We start from the raw sequence: 17,219 nt of genomic DNA, 5'->3' as shown, positions 1-17,219 counted from the left end.
ATGCTGACCGATCGCCGCCCCATCCTGCTGGCCAATGCCCGCGTCGTCGATCCCTCCAGGGATTTCGACGGGGTAGGCGACGTCCTGATCGCCGACGGCAGCATTCGCGAGACCCGCCGCGGCATCGGCGCTGCCGGCGTCCCCGAGGGCACCGACATCGTCAATTGCTCCGGCAAGATCGTCGCACCCGGCCTGATCGACATGCGCGCCTTCGTCGGCGAACCCGGCTTCAGCCACCGCGAGACCTTTGCCACCGCGAGCCAGGCGGCCGCGACCGGCGGCATCACCACCATCATCTGCCAGCCCGACACCTCGCCGGTGATCGACAATTCGGCAACGGTCGACTTTGTGATGCGCCGCGCCCGCGACACCGCGATCGTCAACATCCAGCCGATGGCCGCCCTCACCAAGGGCATGCACGGCCAGGAGATGACCGAGTTCGGCCTGCTCAAAGCCGCTGGCGCCGTCGCCTTCAGCGATGGCGCCAGAAGCGTGACCAATGCGCAGGTGATGCGCCGCGCGCTGACCTATGCGCGCGATTTCGACGCGCTGATCGTGCATTACACCGAGGACCCCGATCTTGTCGGCGAAGGCGTGATGAATGAGGGCGAGTTTGCCTCGCGGCTCGGCCTGATGGGCATCCCGAATGCCGCCGAAGCCGTGATGCTGGAGCGCGATCTGCGCCTCGTCGCCCTCACCGGCGGCCGCTACCACGCGGCGTCGCTGACCTGCATCGATTCCCTCGACATCCTTCAGCGCGCGCGCGATGCCGGGCTCGCCGTCAGCGCCTCGGTCTCGATCAATCATCTGGCGCTGAACGAGAACGACATCGGTCCTTACCGTTCGTTCCTGAAGCTGTCGCCGCCGCTGCGCACCGAGGACGACCGCCGCGCCCTGGTGGCGGCGATCGGCTCCGGTCTGCTCGATGTCATCATGTCCGACCACAATCCGCAGGACGTCGAGGGCAAGCGCCTGCCGTTCGCGGAAGCCGCGCCCGGCGCCGTCGGGCTCGAGACCATGCTGCCGGCCGGCCTGCGGCTGGTGCACAATGGCGAGATCGAGCTGAAGACGCTGATCCGCGCCATGTCGACCCGCCCGGCCGAGCTACTCGGCCTGTCGGGCGGAACCCTTCGCGCCGGCAGCCCCGCGGATGTCATCGTGATCGACCCCGACGTGCCCTGGGTGGTCGATCCCGCCGACCTCAAGTCGCCCTGCAAGAACACCCCGTTCGACGAGGCCCGCTTTACAGGCCGGGTGGTGCGCACCATTGTCGGCGGACGAACGGTATATGAGCATGTCTGACGTGCGGCTTCGTTCGACGTGGAGAATGGGCCTTTGGAGATGCCGCCATGGCGCTTGAACCGTTTCTGCCGGTGGCTTTCGTCATCGGCTATCTCCTCGGCTCGATTCCGTTCGGGCTGATCCTGACCAGGCTCGCGGGCACCCAGGATATCCGCTCGATCGGCTCCGGCAGCATCGGCGCCACCAACGTGCTGCGCACCGGACGCAAGAGCCTCGCCGCGGGAACCCTGCTGTTCGACGCGCTCAAGGGCACCGTGGCGGTGGTGATCGCCGGCTACATCGCAGGCCCCTACGCCGCAATGGTAGCCGGGCTCGGCGCTTTCCTCGGCCACCTCTTCCCGGTCTGGCTGAAGTTCAAAGGCGGCAAGGGCGTCGCGGTGTATATCGGCATCCTGCTGGGGCTGTTCTGGCCGGGCGCCGTCGTGTTCTGCCTGCTCTGGCTGGCGACCGCCTTCACCACCCGCTATTCCTCGCTCTCGGCGCTGGTGGCGGCGTTCATCACACCGATGTTCCTCTGGTGGTTCGGTCATCTCGCATTGTCGGCGCTCGCCGCCGTGCTGACCCTGCTGTTGTTCTACGCGCATCGCGAGAACATCAAGCGCCTGCAAGCGGGCAAGGAAAGCCGGATCGGCGAGAAGGCCTAGAGCATGATCCGGAAAAGTGCGTAGCGGTCTTCCGAAAAGATCATGCTCAAACAATAACCTAAAGCGTGATGACGATTCCTAATCGCATCGCGCTTTAGAGCGTTTTCGAGCGAATTGGATTCCGGTTCGCGTCGCGACAACGCCTCAAACAAGAATTTGAGGTCGGAAAAAGTACGGATACCGCCGCACCCCTTCCGCATTATATGCCAAATCCTGTTCGCAATTCTTCTGCGAGTCACGGCAGGCTGTAGCGAACTGGTTCCATGCCTGTCATCCTGATACGGGAAACGGCGTTAGGCGGTTGCTCAGAATGAGCGAGAAGATTGTCGGCGTGAATGACGGGATCGGCTCGCTCGGTGCTTCCGGCACTGCAGCAAGCCGGCTGCTCTCGGCGACCAATATCTGGTCCGACGCGCCGCTGCCCGCGCCCGCTGCACGGCCAGCGCCGCAGCCGGAGCCTGCAGTCAAGCCTGACGCTCCGCTCGATGTCGCCGTCGCCAAGGCTGCACCGGTCGCGCCCGCGCGGGCGCGTTCCGAGCAATGGCCGCCGCGAAAGCTTTCGCTGGCGCTGCAGGGCGGCGGCACCTTTGCGGCCTTCACCTGGGGCGTGCTGGAGCGCCTGCTCGAAGAGACCTCCATCGAGATCGACACCGTCAGCGGCGCCAGCGCCGGCGCCATCAATGCGCTGCTCCTCGCTTGCGGCCTGGCCGAAGGCGGCCGTGAAGGCGCACGCTCCCGGCTGAACCGGTTCTGGGTCCGGCTGATGCACGAGGCCTCGTTCCGCTCACTGATGCTGATCGGCGGCTTTTCGCCGGCGGGAAGCTCGGTCGCGTTCGGCCCGACCCTGCGCTCCGGGCAGTTCGATCCGTTCGATCTCGATCCGCTGCGGCAGGCGGTCTCCCGCGACATCAATTTTTCCGTCCTGCGCCATGCGCGGGGCCCAAGACTGCTGATCGCGGCGACGCGGATCCGCGACGGGCAGCAGCAGATTTTCGGCAACGAGGCCATCACCGCCGACGTCGCGCTGGCCTCGACCTGCCCTCCGCTGGTCCATTGTGCGGTCGAGATCGATGGCGAGGCCTATTGGGACGGCGGCTTCGGCGGCAATCCGCCGCTGCTGCGCCTGGTGCAGGACACCGCGGCAACGGATCTGCTGCTGGTCCAGGTCACGCCGACGCGCGACAGCTATGTGCCGATCACGCTCGCCGCGATCGACCGCCGGCTCGACCAGATCGCGGCGAACGCCGCGCTCAATGCCGAGATCTCCGCGATCGAATGGGCGCAGTCGCACATGGCCTCTCCGCTGCGGCTCACCAGGATCGCGGCGGAAGACTCCGTTGACGGCCTGGCGCAGCGCTCATCCACCGATCTCGGCCGCGGCTTCATTCGCCTGCTGCACCGGAGCGGTCGCGAGGCCGCGGAACGTTGGCTTGGACAACGTGCAAGAGCCGGCTCAGCGCCCGCTCAGGCTCGTGCTCCCTCCGAACCTGCGCTAGCGTGATTTCGCCAGCGCGTCCTCCAGGAACCAGGCAGAGGTCAGCGCGACAGGATCATTGCCGAAGCGCGCGATCACCTGCACGCCAACAGGCAGGCCGCCAACCTTCAGCACCGGCACATTGACGCAAGGATTGCCCATCAGCGTCCACAGCCGGTTGTAACGGGGCGAGCCGGTCGAGGCGAGCTCCTTGGCTGGCGCTATGCCCGGCGCCGAATAGGTCAGCAAAACGTCGAACCCTTCGAACAGCTCGCCGAGCTCGCGGCGGCCGCGGCGGGCGATGCGGCGCGCATCGTCGTATTCCTTCGATGTCAGTCCGACCGTCTCATCGAGGCTGGCGCGCAGCAGCGGCGCGATCTCGTCGTGACGCTCGGAAAACTCCCAGGCCAGCGCGCGATGCGCCTCGAAGTTCTGGATGATGGGATGGATGCGCCAGGCTTCCTTGACCGCCTCGGGCAGATCGATGATCTGCACGCGGGCGCCGGCCTTCTCGGCCGCCTTGATCGCAGCCAGCAAACCCTCCTCTGCCGCCGGCTCCACGGCTTCGGCAAATTCCTGCCTGACCACGCCGATGCGCGGCGCCTTGGCTGGACCGATGCCGTCGAATTCAGTGCGGCCGGTAATCGCCAGCAATCCGCGCGCGAGATCTTCCGCGCGGCTACCGAACAGGCCGACCGTGTCGAGGGCCCACGAATAGCACTTCACGCCGATGGTCGGCAGCATCCGGAACGATGGTTTTATCGCGGCAGCGCCGCAATAGGCCGCCGGCCGGATCACCGAGCCTCCGGTCTGGGTGCCCAGCGCCAGCGGGATCATGCCGGCGCCGACGGCCGCCGCCGAACCCGCGGACGAGCCGCCGGGCGAATGCGCCGTATTGTGCGGATTGAGCGTCGGCGTCGGATCGCTCGAGGCGAACGCGGTCGTGGTGGTCTTGCCGATGATGGTGGCCCCGGCTCGCTTCAGCATCATCACGACCGGCGCATCGGCGCGCGGCTGCCAGCCGCGATAGATCTCCGAGCCCATCTCGGTCGGCATGTCAGCGGTGTCGATGATGTCCTTGATGCCGACGGCAATCCCGCGCAGCGGGCCCGAGGCTTGCGCTCTCGCGGATTTGTCGTGCCGGACGAAAGCCTGAACGTCCTTCTCCTTGGCTTCGATCGCCGCATGCGACTGAGCGATGGCGGCGTCGGGCGAAAGCTCCCCCGCTTCAATGCGGCGCTGGAGGTCGGCGAGTGAGATCATGACAACATCCTTCTTATTGGCATCGCTTTTAGCATCGCAGCGAGGTCGTGCAAGCGCACGTCCCTGTTGCGCAACGCCCTCTGGTTGTTCCATGCTGTCCCTGCAAGGAGACGCCGTGGACGCCATCAATTCAAGCGTGGAGCTGACCGAGGCTGAGCGGATCGACCGGCTGCGGCTGATCCGTTCCGACAATGTCGGGCCGCGCACCTTCCGCTCGCTGGTCGATCATTTCGGCAGCCCGCGCGCCGCGCTGGAGCGGCTGCCCGATCTCGCCCGCCGCGGCGGCGCGGCGCGATCGGCGCGCATCTGCAGCGCGGATGAAGCAAAGGCCGAGCTCGCCGCGAGCCGCAAGTTCGGCATCGCCTGGCGCGCGCCCGGCGAGGACGGCTATCCGGAGCGGCTGGCGATGATCGACGATGCGCCGCCGCTGCTCGCGGTGCGCGGCGACACCAAATCCCTGATGCGGCCGATGATCGCGATCGTCGGCTCACGCAACGCCTCCGGCGCCGGCCTCAAATTTGCCGGCCAGCTCGCGCGCGAGCTCGGCGAAGCCGGCTTCGTGGTCATCTCCGGGCTCGCCCGCGGCGTCGACCAGGCCGCGCATCGCACCAGCGTCGAGAGCGGCACGATCGCGGTGCTCGCCGGCGGCCACGACTGCATCTATCCGCCCGAGCATGGCGACCTGCTCGCCGCGATCCTCGACCACGCCGGCGCTGCGATCTCCGAAATGCCGCTCGGCCATGAGCCGCGCGCCCGCGACTTTCCCCGGCGCAACCGATTGATCTCGGGCGCTTCGCTCGGCGTCGTCGTGGTCGAGGCGGCGCACCGCTCGGGCTCGCTGATCACAGCACGCATGGCGGCCGAACAGGGCCGCGAAGTGTTCGCCGTCCCGGGCTCGCCGCTGGATCCGCGCGCCGCCGGCACCAACGACCTGATCAAGCAGGGCGCAACGCTCGTCACGGAAGCTGCCGACATCGTCAACGCGGTTCAGCCGATCATGGAGCGGCCGCTGATGCATCCCGTGGGCGAGCCCGACAGCGAGCGGTTCGAGAGCGATCCGCAAAGCCATGATCGCGACCAGATCACCGCCCTGCTCGGCCCGGCCCCTGTTACAATCGACGACCTCGTCCGGATGTCCGGCGCCTCGCCTGCGATCGTGCGCACCGTGCTGCTGGAGCTCGAGCTCGCCGGCAAGCTCGAACGCCACGGCGGCGGGATGGTGTCGCTGGTTTAGCCTCCCCAGGTGTCATTCCGGGGCGCGACGAAGTCGCGAGCCCGGAATCCATTCATCCACTTGATCTGTGGCCAAATGGATTCCGGGCTCCCTCGCTTCGCTCAGGCCCCGGAATGACGGGATGAACTATCGAGGCGCAACGCTAGCCGTCGTTACGCTGGTCGAACTTCGTGCGCGCGGCCTCGATCTGATCCAGATGCTCCTTCGCCCATTTGCCGAGCGCCTCGACGGGGCGCGATAGGCCGCGGCCGAGATCGGTCAGCTCATAATCCACCCGCGGCGGGATGGTCGGAAAGATCGTGCGCGTGACGAGGCCGTCGCGCTCGAGGCCGCGCAGCGTCAGGGTCAACATCCGCTGCGAGATGCCGTTGATCATGCGCTTGAGCTCGTTGAAGCGCTTTGGCCCGTCGCTCAGCATCATGATGACGAACACGCTCCATTTGTCGCCGACGCGGGACAGCACGGAGGCGACCCCACGGCAGTCCGCATGGTTGGGATCCGGCATGGGCCTGGTATCCAGTCTCGGATTTGGCCGCGGCGGTGCGGGCAATTCGGTGTGCGCAGGTTTCAATGATGTGCCCATGGCTCAAAAAAGTGCGTTCTTGCGGGGATTTCGATAGTCACACATGTAGCGCTGGTTACAAACTTATACCAGGGTGACCCCACATGAAACTCCTCCATGTCGACTCCAGCGTGCTCGGCCCCCACTCCGTCAGCCGGCAGGTTTCCGCCGCCATCGTCGACCGGCTCCGGCAGGCGACGCCCTCGCTTCAAGTCGTCTACCGCGACCTGACCCAGACACCGCTAGCCCACCTCTCCGGCTCGCACCTCGCCGCCGCGCAAGGCGCCGCCACGCCGGCGGAGCTTGGGCCCGACCTTGCCGCAAGCGCCGCGGCGCTGGAGGAGTTCCTGGCCGCCGACATCGTCGTGATCGGCGCGCCCATGTACAATTTCACTATTCCGAGCCAGCTCAAGGCCTGGATCGACCGCATCCTGGTGGCGGGAAAAACTTTCAAGTACGGCGCGGCCGGGCCGGAGGGGCTCGCCGGCGGCAAGCGGGTGATCGTGGCCATCTCGCGCGGCGGCCACTACGGAGCAGAGACGCCTTACGCAGCCGGCGAGCATCTCGAAACCTACCTGCGCTGGGTGTTCGGCTTCATGGGTATCACCAGCGTCGAATTCATCCCGGCCGACGGCATCCAACTCGGGCCGGAGCACCGCGAGAAGGCGATCGCTGGTGCGCTCCAATCGGCAACAAGCCTGAGCGCGGCCTAGCCGCAGCTAACACTTCGGGCGCAACGCGAATGTTGCGCCCGAGCAGGTTCGCTTGATTTGATCAGCCGCGATAGATCGGCGCGCCGCTCGGCGAGGCCACCGCGCCGCCGTCGACGAAGATTTCCTGGCCCTGCACATGCGCGGAATCGTCGGAGGCGAGGAACAGCACCGTCTTCGCCACGTGATCGGTTTCACCGAGGCGGCCGAGCGGCGTCGACAGCGCGATCCGCTTCTCGAACGCCTTCTCGGCTTCCGGTGTCGCGGTCGCAGGCCCCCAGATCGGGGTGCGGATCGCACCCGGCGCGACCACGTTGACGCGGATGCCGCGCGGCGACAGTTCTGAAGCCATGATCCGCGCCATCGCCCGCACGCCGGCCTTCGCCGCGCCATAGGCCGAGTAGCCGGGAATGCCGAGCACCGAGATCACCGAGCCGTTGAGGATGATCGAGGCGTTGTCGTTGAGATGGGGCAGCGCGGATTGAACGGTGAAGAACACGCCGGTGAGGTTCGTGCTGATCACCTTCTCGAACACCTCTGGTGTCGCCGATCCCAGCGGCGTGCCGCCGGCGATGCCGGCATTGGCGAACACGATGTCGAACTTGCCGAACTTCTCGGCGCCCTGCTTGATCGCCGCTTCCGTCGCCGCGATGTCCGTCGCGTCGGCTGGCAGCGCGAGCGCGTTCGGCCCGAGCTCCTTCGCGGCCGCCGCCAGCGTCTCCTTGTTGCGCCCGGTGATCACCACCTTGGCGCCCTCGGCCACGAACAGTTTTGCCGTCGCCAGCCCGATGCCGCTATTGCCGCCGGTGATCAGGGCCGTCTTGTCCTTCAGTCTCACGCTCGCCTCCAGTAGTTGCATAATGAAACTAAGTTGCCATCTAGGCCATTTGGTTTTATGATGCAACCACACAAGCGCGTGATCGGCGCTGGCGGCGTGTGAATGCGAAGGGACGAACGATGGTGAAACGGACGAGCTTCGAGGGTGATGCCTGCCCGATCGCGCGGTCGCTGGAGGCGCTCGGCGACTGGTGGTCGCTCTTGATCATCCGCGAAGCGCTGTTCGGCGTCCGCCGCTTCGGCGAGTTTCAGAACAAGCTCGGCATGGCCAAGAACATCCTGGCGGCGCGGCTGCGATCGCTGGTCGACCACGGCATTCTCGAAACCGCCCCCGCCTCCGACGGCAGTGCCTATCAGGAATATGTGCTGACGCCGAAGGGCCGCGGCACCTTCCCGATCCTGGTCGCGCTGCGGCAGTGGAGCGAGGAGTTCGACGACCGCCCTGAGGAGATTGCGACGATGCTGGTCGATCGCGAGAAGGGCCGTCCGGTGAAGAAGCTGGAAATGCGCGCCGATGATGGGCGGCTGCTCACGCCGGCGGAGACCACGCTGAAGCCACGACCGTCGTCGCGACGTCGGTCGGCGTGATTGTGGCACCGCCCCCACGACGTCATTGCGAGGAGCCCTTGCGACGAAGCAATCCAGAATCCCACCGCGGCAAGACTCTGGATTGCTTCGCTTCGCTCGCAATGACGGGGGAGAGAGCGGCGCTCAAGTCTCTCACGATCACCGGGGAGCCCACTCTCACGACAGCTTGCGCTTGGTCCGTAGCCGCAGGTGCTCGTCGGCCTCGAGCTTGGTCATGCCCAAGAGATAATGCAGCACGTCCAGCTTGTGGCGCTCGGCCAGCTTGCGTAAGGCCCCCGTCTGCTCGGCGATGAAGGCCACGGCCTCGTCCGCACCGTCCTCCCCCGGTTCCTCGTGACGCGTGCCCCCCGGCGCGCCGGATCCGGCGCGCGCCCGTTTCTTTCCTGGCCTGGTCACCAGAACCCCACCCGAATCCATGCCCCGACAGGACATTACGCCCACATCAACCGCAACTCCAAGGTGGTATTCTGCAACTTTTTCGATATGAAACTTTTCCCATTGCGGCGCCTTTCAACACCCCACGATTTGACAGGGGGCCGCTCACCACCCATGTTCGGGTCGAAACGGCCGACCCGAGTCCTTTCGTTTTCGGCCCAAGATTTTCCCGTAAGCCGCTGGAACTAAATGAATATCGTCATTGTGGAGTCGCCGGCGAAAGCCAAGACGATCAACAAATATCTGGGCTCGTCCTATGAGGTTCTGGCCTCGTTCGGCCATGTCCGCGATCTCCCGGCGAAGAACGGTTCCGTCGATCCCGACGCCAATTTCAAGATGATCTGGGAGGTCGACCCCAAGGCGGCCGGCCGGCTCAACGATATCGCGAAGTCGCTGAAGGGCGCCGACCGCCTGATTCTCGCCACCGACCCCGATCGCGAGGGCGAGGCCATCTCCTGGCACGTGCTCGAGGTGATGAAGGAGAAGCGCGCGCTGAAGGATCAGAAGATCGAGCGCGTGGTGTTCAACGCCATCACCAAGCAGGCCGTCTCGGAAGCGATGAAGCATCCGCGCGAGATCGACGGCGCCCTGGTCGACGCCTACATGGCGCGCCGCGCACTCGACTATCTGGTCGGCTTCACCCTCTCCCCCGTGCTGTGGCGCAAGCTGCCGGGCGCCCGCTCGGCCGGCCGCGTGCAGTCGGTGGCGCTGCGCCTCGTCTGCGACCGCGAGCTCGAGATCGAGAAGTTCGTAGCCCGCGAATATTGGTCGCTGATCGCGACCCTGCTCACCCCGCGGGGCGATGCCTTCGAGGCCCGCCTCGTCGGCGCCGACGGCAAGAAGATCCAGCGCCTCGACATCGGCACCGGCGCGGAAGCCGAAGACTTTAAGAAGGCGCTGGAACTGGCGACTTACGCCGTCACCGCGGTCGACGCCAAGCCGGCCCGGCGCAATCCGCAGGCGCCCTTCACCACCTCGACGCTGCAGCAGGAAGCCAGCCGCAAATACGGCTTTGCCCCGGCGCACACGATGCGCATCGCCCAGCGTCTTTACGAGGGTATCGACATCGGCGGCGAGACCACCGGACTCATTACTTATATGCGTACCGACGGCGTGCAGATCGCTCCCGAGGCGATCACCCAGGCTCGCAAGGTGATCGGCGAGGATTACGGCAACGCCTACGTGCCGGATAGCCCGCGCCAGTACCAGGCCAAGGCCAAGAACGCCCAGGAAGCGCACGAGGCGATCCGCCCGACCGACCTCTCCCGCCGCCCCGACAGCATGAGCCGCAAGCTCGATGCCGATCAGGCCAAGCTGTATGAGCTGATCTGGAAGCGCACCATCGCGAGCCAGATGGAATCCGCCGAGCTCGAGCGGACCACCGTCGACATCACGGCGAAGGCGGGCTCTCGTACGCTGGAGCTGCGCGCCACCGGCCAGGTCGTCAAGTTCGACGGCTTCCTCGCGCTCTACCAGGAAGGCCGCGACGACGAGGAGGACGAGGATTCCCGCCGCCTGCCCGCGATGAGCCAGGGCGAGGCCGTGAAACGGCAGAGCCTGTCCGTCACCCAGCATTTCACCGAGCCGCCGCCGCGATTCTCGGAAGCATCGCTCGTCAAGCGCATGGAGGAGCTCGGCATCGGCCGGCCCTCGACCTATGCCTCGATCCTCCAGGTCCTGAAGGACCGCGGCTACGTCAAGCTGGAGAAGAAGCGTCTGCACGGCGAGGACAAGGGCCGCGTCGTGGTCGCCTTCCTCGAAAGCTTCTTTGCCCGCTATGTCGAGTACGACTTTACGGCGAGCCTCGAAGAGCAACTCGACCGCATCTCCAACAACGAGATCTCCTGGCAGCAGGTTCTGAAGGACTTTTGGACCGGCTTCATCGGCGCCGTCGACGACATCAAGGAGCTGCGCGTCGCCCAGGTGCTCGACGTGCTCGACGACATGCTGGGCCAGCACATCTATCCGCCCCGCGCCGATGGCGGCGATATCAGGCAGTGCCCGAACTGCGGCACCGGCCGGCTGAACCTCAAGGCCGGCAAGTTCGGCGCCTTCGTCGGCTGCTCGAACTATCCGGAATGCCGCTACACCCGTCAGCTCGCCGCCGATGGCGAGGCGACTGCTGACCGTTCGCTCGGCCAGGATCCCGACACGGGTCGTGATGTCTGGGTCAAGGCCGGCCGCTTCGGCCCCTATATCCAGCTCGGCGAGCAGAAGGATTATGAGGAAGGCGAGAAGCCCAAGCGCGCCGGCATTCCGAAGGGCACCTCGGCCAGCGACGTCGATCTCGAGCTTGCGCTGAAGCTGCTGTCGCTGCCGCGCGAGATCGGCAAGCATCCGGAGACCGGCCAGCCGATCACCGCGGGCCTCGGCCGCTTCGGACCGTTCGTGAAGCACGAGAAGACCTATGCGAGCTTAGAGGCCGGCGACGAGGTGTTCGACATCGGCCTCAATCGTGCGGTGACGCTGATCGCGGAGAAGGTTGCCAAGGGCCCGAGCCGCCGCTTCGGCGCCGATCCCGGCAAGGCGCTCGGCGATCATCCGACGCTTGGCACCGTCACCGTGAAGAGCGGCCGTTACGGCGCCTATGTCACCGCGGGCGGCGTCAACGCGACCATCCCGGCCGAGTTCGAGAAGGACACCATCACGCTGCCGCAGGCGATCGCGCTGATCGATGAGCGCGCCGCCAAGGGTGCCGGCAAGGGCGGCGGCAAGGCCAAGAAGGCGGCTAAGCCGGCCAAGGCCAAGAAAGCGTCAGAGAAGGCTGCGGACGGCGAGGACGCCGCACCGAAGCCGAAGAAGCCGGCTGCGAAGAAAGCCGCGGCCAAATCCAAATCCGAATCCACCAGCAAGGCGCGCGCCGCCGTGCCGTCGACCGCAAAGACGTCACCGACCAAGGCAGCCGCCACCAAGGCTCCCGCCAAGAAGAGTGCCGGCAAGACCTGAGATCAAGAATTAGAGGTTAAGTGAAACCAAAGACAGACCGTGGCTTTCCCGACAGGCAAGCCATCGTCGCCTTCATCAAGGCAAATCCAGGAAAGGTCGGGACTCGCGACATCGCGCGCGAGTTCGGCTTGAAGAATGCCGATCGCGCCGAACTCAGGCGCATGCTGCGCGAGCTCGCCGACGACGGCATCATCAAGAAGAAGCGCCACAAGGTCTCCGAGCCGGACGCGCTGCCGCCGACGCTGCTCGCCGACATCACCGGCCGCGACTCCGATGGCGAGCTGATCGCCTCCCCCGCCGAATGGGACGAGGTCGAGAACGGCGAGCCGCCAAAGATCCTCATCGACATGCCGCGCCGGCCCAAGCCCGGCACCGCCGCCGGCGTCGGCGACCGCGCGCTGCTGCGCGTCGAGCGCAGCGATGACGATGAAGGTCCCGCCTATCGCGGCCGCATCATCAAGGTCATCGACAAGGCCAAGAGCCGCATCCTCGGCGTCTTCCGCAGCCTGCCCGAGGGCGGCGGACGGCTCGTCCCCGTCGACAAGAAGTTCGCCGACCGCGAGCTGAACATCGCGAGGACCGATACGGGCGGCGCTGAGGATGGCGACCTCGTCAGCGTCGACATCGTCCGCACCCGCGGCTTTGGCCTCGCCTCCGGCCGGGTGAAAGAGAAGCTCGGCTCGGTCAAGTCGGAAAAGGCGATCAGCCTGATCGCGATCTACGCCCACGACATCCCCTTGCAATTCTCCTCCGCCGCCGAGCGCGAGGCGGAAGCGGCAGAGCCCGCCAATCTGAAGGGCCGCGAGGACTGGCGCGACGTCCCGCTCGTCACCATCGATCCGCCCGACGCCAAGGATCACGACGACGCGGTGCATGCCGAGCCCGATCCGGACCCCAACAACAAGGGCGGCTTCATCGTCAACGTCGCCATCGCCGATGTCAGCTTCTACGTGCGGCCGGGCACGGCGCTCGACCGCGACGCGCTCGACCGCGGCAACTCGGTCTATTTCCCGGACCGCGTCGTGCCGATGCTGCCCGAGCGCATCTCCAACAATCTCTGCTCGCTGGTGCCCGGCGAGCCGCGCGGCGCGCTGGCGGTGCGCATGGTGCTCGGCCCCGACGGCCGCAAGCGCTCGCACAGTTTTCATCGCATCCTGATGCGGTCGGCCGCCAAGCTCGCTTACGCGCAAGCGCAGGCCGCGATCGACGGCCGGCCTGATGACACCACCGGCCCCCTGCTCGATCCGATCCTGAGGCCGCTCTATGCCGCCTATGCCTGCGCCAAGCGCGCGCGTGACGAGCGTGATCCGCTCAATCTCGATCTGCCCGAGCGCAAGATCCTCCTGAAGAGCGACGGCACCGTGGATCGCGTCGTGGTCCCCGAGCGTCTCGATGCGCACAAGCTGATCGAGGAGTTCATGATCCTCGCCAACGTCGCCGCAGCGGAGACATTGGAGAAGAAATCTCTGCCGCTGATCTACCGCGTGCACGACGAGCCGACCTTGGAGAAGGTTCACGCGCTCGCGGAATTCCTGGAGACGCTGGACGTTCCCTTCGCCAAGTCCGGCGCGCTCCGCCCGACCACGTTCAACCGTGTGCTGGCTCAGCTTGAAGGCCACGACTATTACCCGCTGGTGAGCGAGGTCGTGCTGCGCGCGCAGGCGCAGGCCGAATATTCCTCAGAGAATTACGGTCACTTCGGCCTGAACCTGCGCCGCTATGCGCATTTCACCTCGCCGATCCGCCGCTATGCCGACCTCGTTGTGCACCGCGCGCTGGTACGTGCGCTTGGCCTTGGCGAAGGCGCCCTGCCCGACAGCGAGACGCCGGAAAGCCTGAGCGAAGTCGCCGCGCATATCTCGCTGACCGAGCGGCGCGCCATGAAGGCGGAGCGCGAGACCGTCGACCGCCTGATCGCCCATCACCTCGCCGACCGCATCGGCGCCAGCTTCCAGGCCCGCGTCTCCGGCGTCACCCGCGCCGGCCTGTTCGTGAAGCTCAGCGAGACCGGCGCTGACGGGCTGATCCCGATCCGATCCCTCGGCACGGAATATTTCAACTATGACGAAAGCCGCCATGCCCTCGTCGGCACGCGCAGCGGCACCATGTACCAGCTCGGCGACGTCGTCGACGTCCGCCTGATCGAGGCCGCTCCCATCGCGGGCGCGCTGCGTTTCGAGCTGCTGTCGTCCGAGACCGACAGCGGCCCGCGCCAGCGCAGGCCGCTCCGTCCGCAGCGCAAATCGTCCAAGCCGCAGCCCGGACGCAGCCCGGAGCGAAAACGCAAGCCGGAGAAGAAAAAGTCCGGCAAGGGAAGGAAGGCCAAAGGAAAGAACAAGGGTAAGGGCAAGAAGGGCAAGGCATGGTGACGATGAGCACGGCACCAAAGATCTGGACGCGCGAGAACGGTCTCGTCGAGAAGCGCGACGTCTGGTCAGCAATGAAGCGCGGCTTCCGCGGCCGCTGCCCGCGCTGCGGCGAAGGCAAGCTGTTCCGCGCCTTCCTGAAGACCGCCGACCATTGCGCCAAATGCGGCCTCGACTTCACCCCGCATCGCGCCGACGATCTGCCTGCCTATCTCGTCATCGTCATCGTCGGCCACATCGTGGTGCCGGCCATCCTCTGGATCGAGACCAATTATTCGACGCCGGTCTGGCTCAGCTTCGCAGCCTATCTGCCCTTCACCTTCGTCGCCTCGCTCGCGCTGCTGCAGCCCGTGAAGGGAGCTGTGGTCGGCTTGCAATGGGCTCTGCGCATGCACGGGTTTGACGACAACCCTCCCGATGGTATTCCGCCTGTGTAAACACGTAAAAGAACAGTTCGGGTGAGGACATGACCGATATTTCGCAGGCCGAGGAGAAGACCAGGGTTCACGAGGAGAAGGAAGCCGATCATCATCCTTACTTCCGCCCGAAGGATGCGGCGACGCTGATCCTGGTCGACCGCAGCGGCGCCATTCCGAAAGTGCTGGTCGGCAAGCGCCACGACAAGGTGGTGTTCATGCCGGGAAAATTCGTCTTCCCGGGCGGGCGGGTCGACAAGGCCGATTATCGCGTGCCCTGCGCCGCGCCCATCACCGCCGAACTGGAAGCCAATCTCGCCAAGGGCAGCCCGAAGACGCCGGCCTCGCGCGCGAAATCGCTCGCCATTGCCGCCATCCGCGAAGCCTGCGAGGAGACCGGCCTCTGCCTCGGCCGCAAGGCCGAAGGCAAAGTGCCGAAGCTCGAAGGTCCCTGGCAGCCGTTCGCGGATGCGGGCCTGCTGCCTGATCCCTCCAGCCTGTTCCTGATCGCGCGCGCGATCACCCCGCCCGGCCGCGTCAAGCGCTTCGACACGCGTTTCTTCACCGCCGATGCCTCTGCGATCACCCACCGCGTCGAAGGCGTGATCCATGCCGATGCGGAGCTGGTCGAATTGGTCTGGGTCGAGCTCGGCTCAAAACCGCTCGCCGATCTGCATCCGATGACGCGCAACGTGCTCAACGAGCTCGACACCCGCCTCGCCACCGGCCCGCTCCGTCACGACGCGCCGGTGCCGTTCTTCCACTTCTACGCCGGCAAGATGCAGAAGGACGTTTTGAGCTAGTTGGCGCGCTGGGGCGTAGTTCGATCAAGTCTATCCTCCGTCATTCCGGGGTGCGCCTCTTGGCGCGAGCCCGGAATCCATACTCCGGATGGTGGTTATGGATTCCGGGCTCGCCGCTCCGCGTCGCCCCGGAATGACGTGCTGAGAGAGCTACGAAAAACAAAAAATTCTTCCCGCCTCCCCCAATGGCGGAGTTCCCACTCATGCCTATGTCTTTGCGAGCGTCACCAAGAACGGACACCGGGCGATGGCACAAAGGCAACTCAAGCTTGGCGCGTTCATGCGCCCGATCAGCATCCACACCGGCGCCTGGCGCTATCCCGGGGCCTGGCCCGACGCCAATTTCAACTTCTCGCACATCAAGACGCTGATCCGAAAGCTCGAGGCCGGCAAGTTCGACGCCTTCTTCATGGCCGATCACCTCGCCGTCCTGAACATGCCGATCAACGCGCTGAAGCGCAGCCACACCGTAACCTCGTTCGAGCCGTTCACGCTGCTGTCGGCTTTGTCAGCCGTGACCGAGCGCATCGGCCTGATCGCGACCGGCTCGACCACGTTCGACGAGCCCTATCACGTCGCGCGCCGCTTCGCCTCGCTCGACCATCTCAGCGGCGGCCGCGCCGGCTGGAACATCGTCACCACCTCCAACCCGGACGCGGCGCTGAATTTCGGCCTCGACGATCACATGGAGCACGCCGAGCGCTACAAGCGCGCCCGCGAGTTCTACGACGTCGTCACCGGCCTCTGGGACTCCTTCGCCGACGATGCCTTCATGCGCGACGTCGAGAGCGGCCTGTTCTTCGATCCCGCCAGGATGCACACCCTCGACCACAAGGGCAAATACTTCAAAGTGCGCGGCCCCCTCAACATCGCCCGCCCGGTGCAAGGCTGGCCCCTGATCGTGCAGGCCGGCGCCTCCGAAGACGGCAAGCAGCTCGCCGCCGAGACCGCGGAAGCGGTGTTCACCGGCGGCGGCAGCCTCGCCGACGGCCAGAAACTCTATGCCGACATCAAGGGCCGCATGGAGAAGATCGGCCGCGACCCCGAGCACCTGAAGATCCTCCCCGGCGCCTTCGTCGTCGTGGGCGACAGCGTCGACGAGGCCAAGGAGAAGCGCGCTTTGCTCGACAGCCGCGTGCATTACGACAGCGCCATTGCCTCGCTCTCCGTCATCCTCGGCACCGATGCCTCCGGCTTCGATCCCGATGGGCCGCTTCCCGAGATTCCCGAGACCAATGCCAGCAAGAGCGGCCGGCAGCGCCTGGTCGATCTCGCCGCCCGCGAGAAGCTCACCGTGCGCCAGCTCGCCCAGCGCGTCGGCGGCTATGGCGGCCTGTCCTTCGTCGGCACCGCCAAGACCATCGCCGACCAGATGGAGGAATGGCTGGTCGGTCGCGGCTCCGACGGCTTCAACATCATGTTCCCGTTCCTGCCTGCCGGCCTCGACGATTTCGTCGACAAGGTGGTCCCGGAGCTGCAGAAGCGCGGGATTTTCCGCAAAGAGTATGAAGGGCCCACTTTGAGGGAGAATCTGGGCCTACCGCGGCCGAAAAACCGGTTCTTTGCGGCCTAATGGGCCCGATTTGAGCGGTTTCCGCCGCCTGAAACCTTGACTTCCCGCCGTTTCTGACTAGGTTGC

The 17,219-nt window shown here is 66.0% G+C and carries 15 protein-coding genes; 11 read left to right on the top strand and 4 right to left on the bottom strand.

From position 1 onward, the window contains the following. The 3 genes from XF30_RS18615 (at position 1) to XF30_RS18600 (ending at position 3,447) form a co-directional block, all read left to right on the top strand. Positions 1 to 1,302, top strand: a complete 1,302-nt coding sequence (locus tag XF30_RS18615; protein WP_036015131.1) for a dihydroorotase — start codon at positions 1 to 3, stop codon at positions 1,300 to 1,302. Positions 1,303 to 1,349: 47 nt separating this feature from the next. Continuing rightward, positions 1,350 to 1,946 (top strand): glycerol-3-phosphate 1-O-acyltransferase PlsY, encoded by a 597-nt coding sequence (gene plsY / locus XF30_RS18610; RefSeq protein WP_036015094.1) that lies wholly within the window; start codon positions 1,350 to 1,352, stop codon positions 1,944 to 1,946. Positions 1,947 to 2,256: 310 nt separating this feature from the next. Beyond that, a complete protein-coding gene (locus XF30_RS18600) occupies positions 2,257 to 3,447 on the top strand; it encodes a patatin-like phospholipase family protein (protein ID WP_192893187.1) in 1,191 nt (396 codons plus the stop codon). Here XF30_RS18600 and XF30_RS18595 read toward each other — a convergent pair. Further along, a complete protein-coding gene (locus tag XF30_RS18595) occupies positions 3,439 to 4,683 on the bottom strand; it encodes an amidase (RefSeq protein ID WP_036025548.1) in 1,245 nt (414 codons plus the stop codon). The genes XF30_RS18600 and XF30_RS18595 overlap by 9 nt on opposite strands. Positions 4,684 to 4,774: 91 nt before the next feature. Here XF30_RS18595 and dprA point away from each other — a divergent pair, with 91 nt between their 5' ends. Further along, positions 4,775 to 5,917: a DNA-processing protein DprA gene (gene dprA, locus XF30_RS18590; protein WP_109143508.1), complete on the top strand. Its 1,143-nt coding sequence runs from the start codon at positions 4,775 to 4,777 to the stop codon at positions 5,915 to 5,917. Positions 5,918 to 6,059: 142 nt separating this feature from the next. Here dprA and XF30_RS18585 read toward each other — a convergent pair whose 3' ends face one another. After that, positions 6,060 to 6,500 (bottom strand): winged helix-turn-helix transcriptional regulator, encoded by a 441-nt coding sequence (locus XF30_RS18585; RefSeq protein WP_109143507.1) that lies wholly within the window; start codon positions 6,498 to 6,500, stop codon positions 6,060 to 6,062. Positions 6,501 to 6,583: 83 nt separating this feature from the next. Between XF30_RS18585 and XF30_RS18580 the strand changes: the two genes are divergently transcribed. Next, positions 6,584 to 7,192 (top strand): FMN-dependent NADH-azoreductase, encoded by a 609-nt coding sequence (locus XF30_RS18580; RefSeq protein ID WP_109143506.1) that lies wholly within the window; start codon positions 6,584 to 6,586, stop codon positions 7,190 to 7,192. Positions 7,193 to 7,253: 61 nt separating this feature from the next. On the opposite strand, the gene XF30_RS18575 is transcribed toward XF30_RS18580, so the two are convergent. Further along, positions 7,254 to 8,027: an SDR family oxidoreductase gene (locus tag XF30_RS18575; RefSeq protein ID WP_192893186.1), complete on the bottom strand. Its 774-nt coding sequence runs from the start codon at positions 8,025 to 8,027 to the stop codon at positions 7,254 to 7,256. Between the two features lie 119 nt (positions 8,028 to 8,146). Here XF30_RS18575 and XF30_RS18570 point away from each other — a divergent pair, with 119 nt between their 5' ends. Then, positions 8,147 to 8,614 carry a winged helix-turn-helix transcriptional regulator gene (locus XF30_RS18570; RefSeq protein WP_109143504.1) on the top strand — a complete coding sequence of 156 codons (468 nt, stop codon included), beginning with the start codon at positions 8,147 to 8,149 and terminating at the stop codon, positions 8,612 to 8,614. 156 nt (positions 8,615 to 8,770) lie between these two features. On the opposite strand, the gene XF30_RS18565 is transcribed toward XF30_RS18570, so the two are convergent. Next, a complete protein-coding gene (locus XF30_RS18565; protein ID WP_192893185.1) occupies positions 8,771 to 9,010 on the bottom strand; it encodes a hypothetical protein in 240 nt (79 codons plus the stop codon). Between the two features lie 228 nt (positions 9,011 to 9,238). On the opposite strand from XF30_RS18565, the gene topA reads away from it, so the two are divergent. The 5 genes from topA (at position 9,239) to XF30_RS18540 (ending at position 17,153) form a co-directional block, all read left to right on the top strand. After that, positions 9,239 to 11,995 carry a type I DNA topoisomerase gene (gene topA / locus XF30_RS18560; RefSeq protein WP_109143502.1) on the top strand — a complete coding sequence of 919 codons (2,757 nt, stop codon included), beginning with the start codon at positions 9,239 to 9,241 and terminating at the stop codon, positions 11,993 to 11,995. 20 nt (positions 11,996 to 12,015) lie between these two features. Then, on the top strand, positions 12,016 to 14,364 hold the full coding sequence (rnr, locus tag XF30_RS18555; RefSeq protein ID WP_109143501.1) for a ribonuclease R: 2,349 nt from the start codon (positions 12,016 to 12,018) through the stop codon (positions 14,362 to 14,364). After that, on the top strand, positions 14,358 to 14,798 hold the full coding sequence (locus XF30_RS18550) for a DUF983 domain-containing protein (protein WP_036015117.1): 441 nt from the start codon (positions 14,358 to 14,360) through the stop codon (positions 14,796 to 14,798). The genes rnr and XF30_RS18550 overlap by 7 nt, the downstream gene beginning before the upstream one ends. A gap of 29 nt (positions 14,799 to 14,827) precedes the next feature. After that, positions 14,828 to 15,580 carry an NUDIX hydrolase gene (locus XF30_RS18545; RefSeq protein ID WP_036015119.1) on the top strand — a complete coding sequence of 251 codons (753 nt, stop codon included), beginning with the start codon at positions 14,828 to 14,830 and terminating at the stop codon, positions 15,578 to 15,580. A gap of 247 nt (positions 15,581 to 15,827) precedes the next feature. Next, a complete protein-coding gene (locus XF30_RS18540; RefSeq protein ID WP_109143500.1) occupies positions 15,828 to 17,153 on the top strand; it encodes an LLM class flavin-dependent oxidoreductase in 1,326 nt (441 codons plus the stop codon). The last annotated feature ends 66 nt before the right edge of the window (positions 17,154 to 17,219 follow it).

Origin of the sequence: Bradyrhizobium sp. SUTN9-2, assembly GCF_003122645.1 — a bacterium.
Lineage (GTDB): Bacteria > Pseudomonadota > Alphaproteobacteria > Rhizobiales > Xanthobacteraceae > Bradyrhizobium > Bradyrhizobium yuanmingense.
The sequence above is the reverse complement of the archived record's forward strand: the minus strand, read 5'-3'. Positions and strand labels throughout refer to the sequence as shown.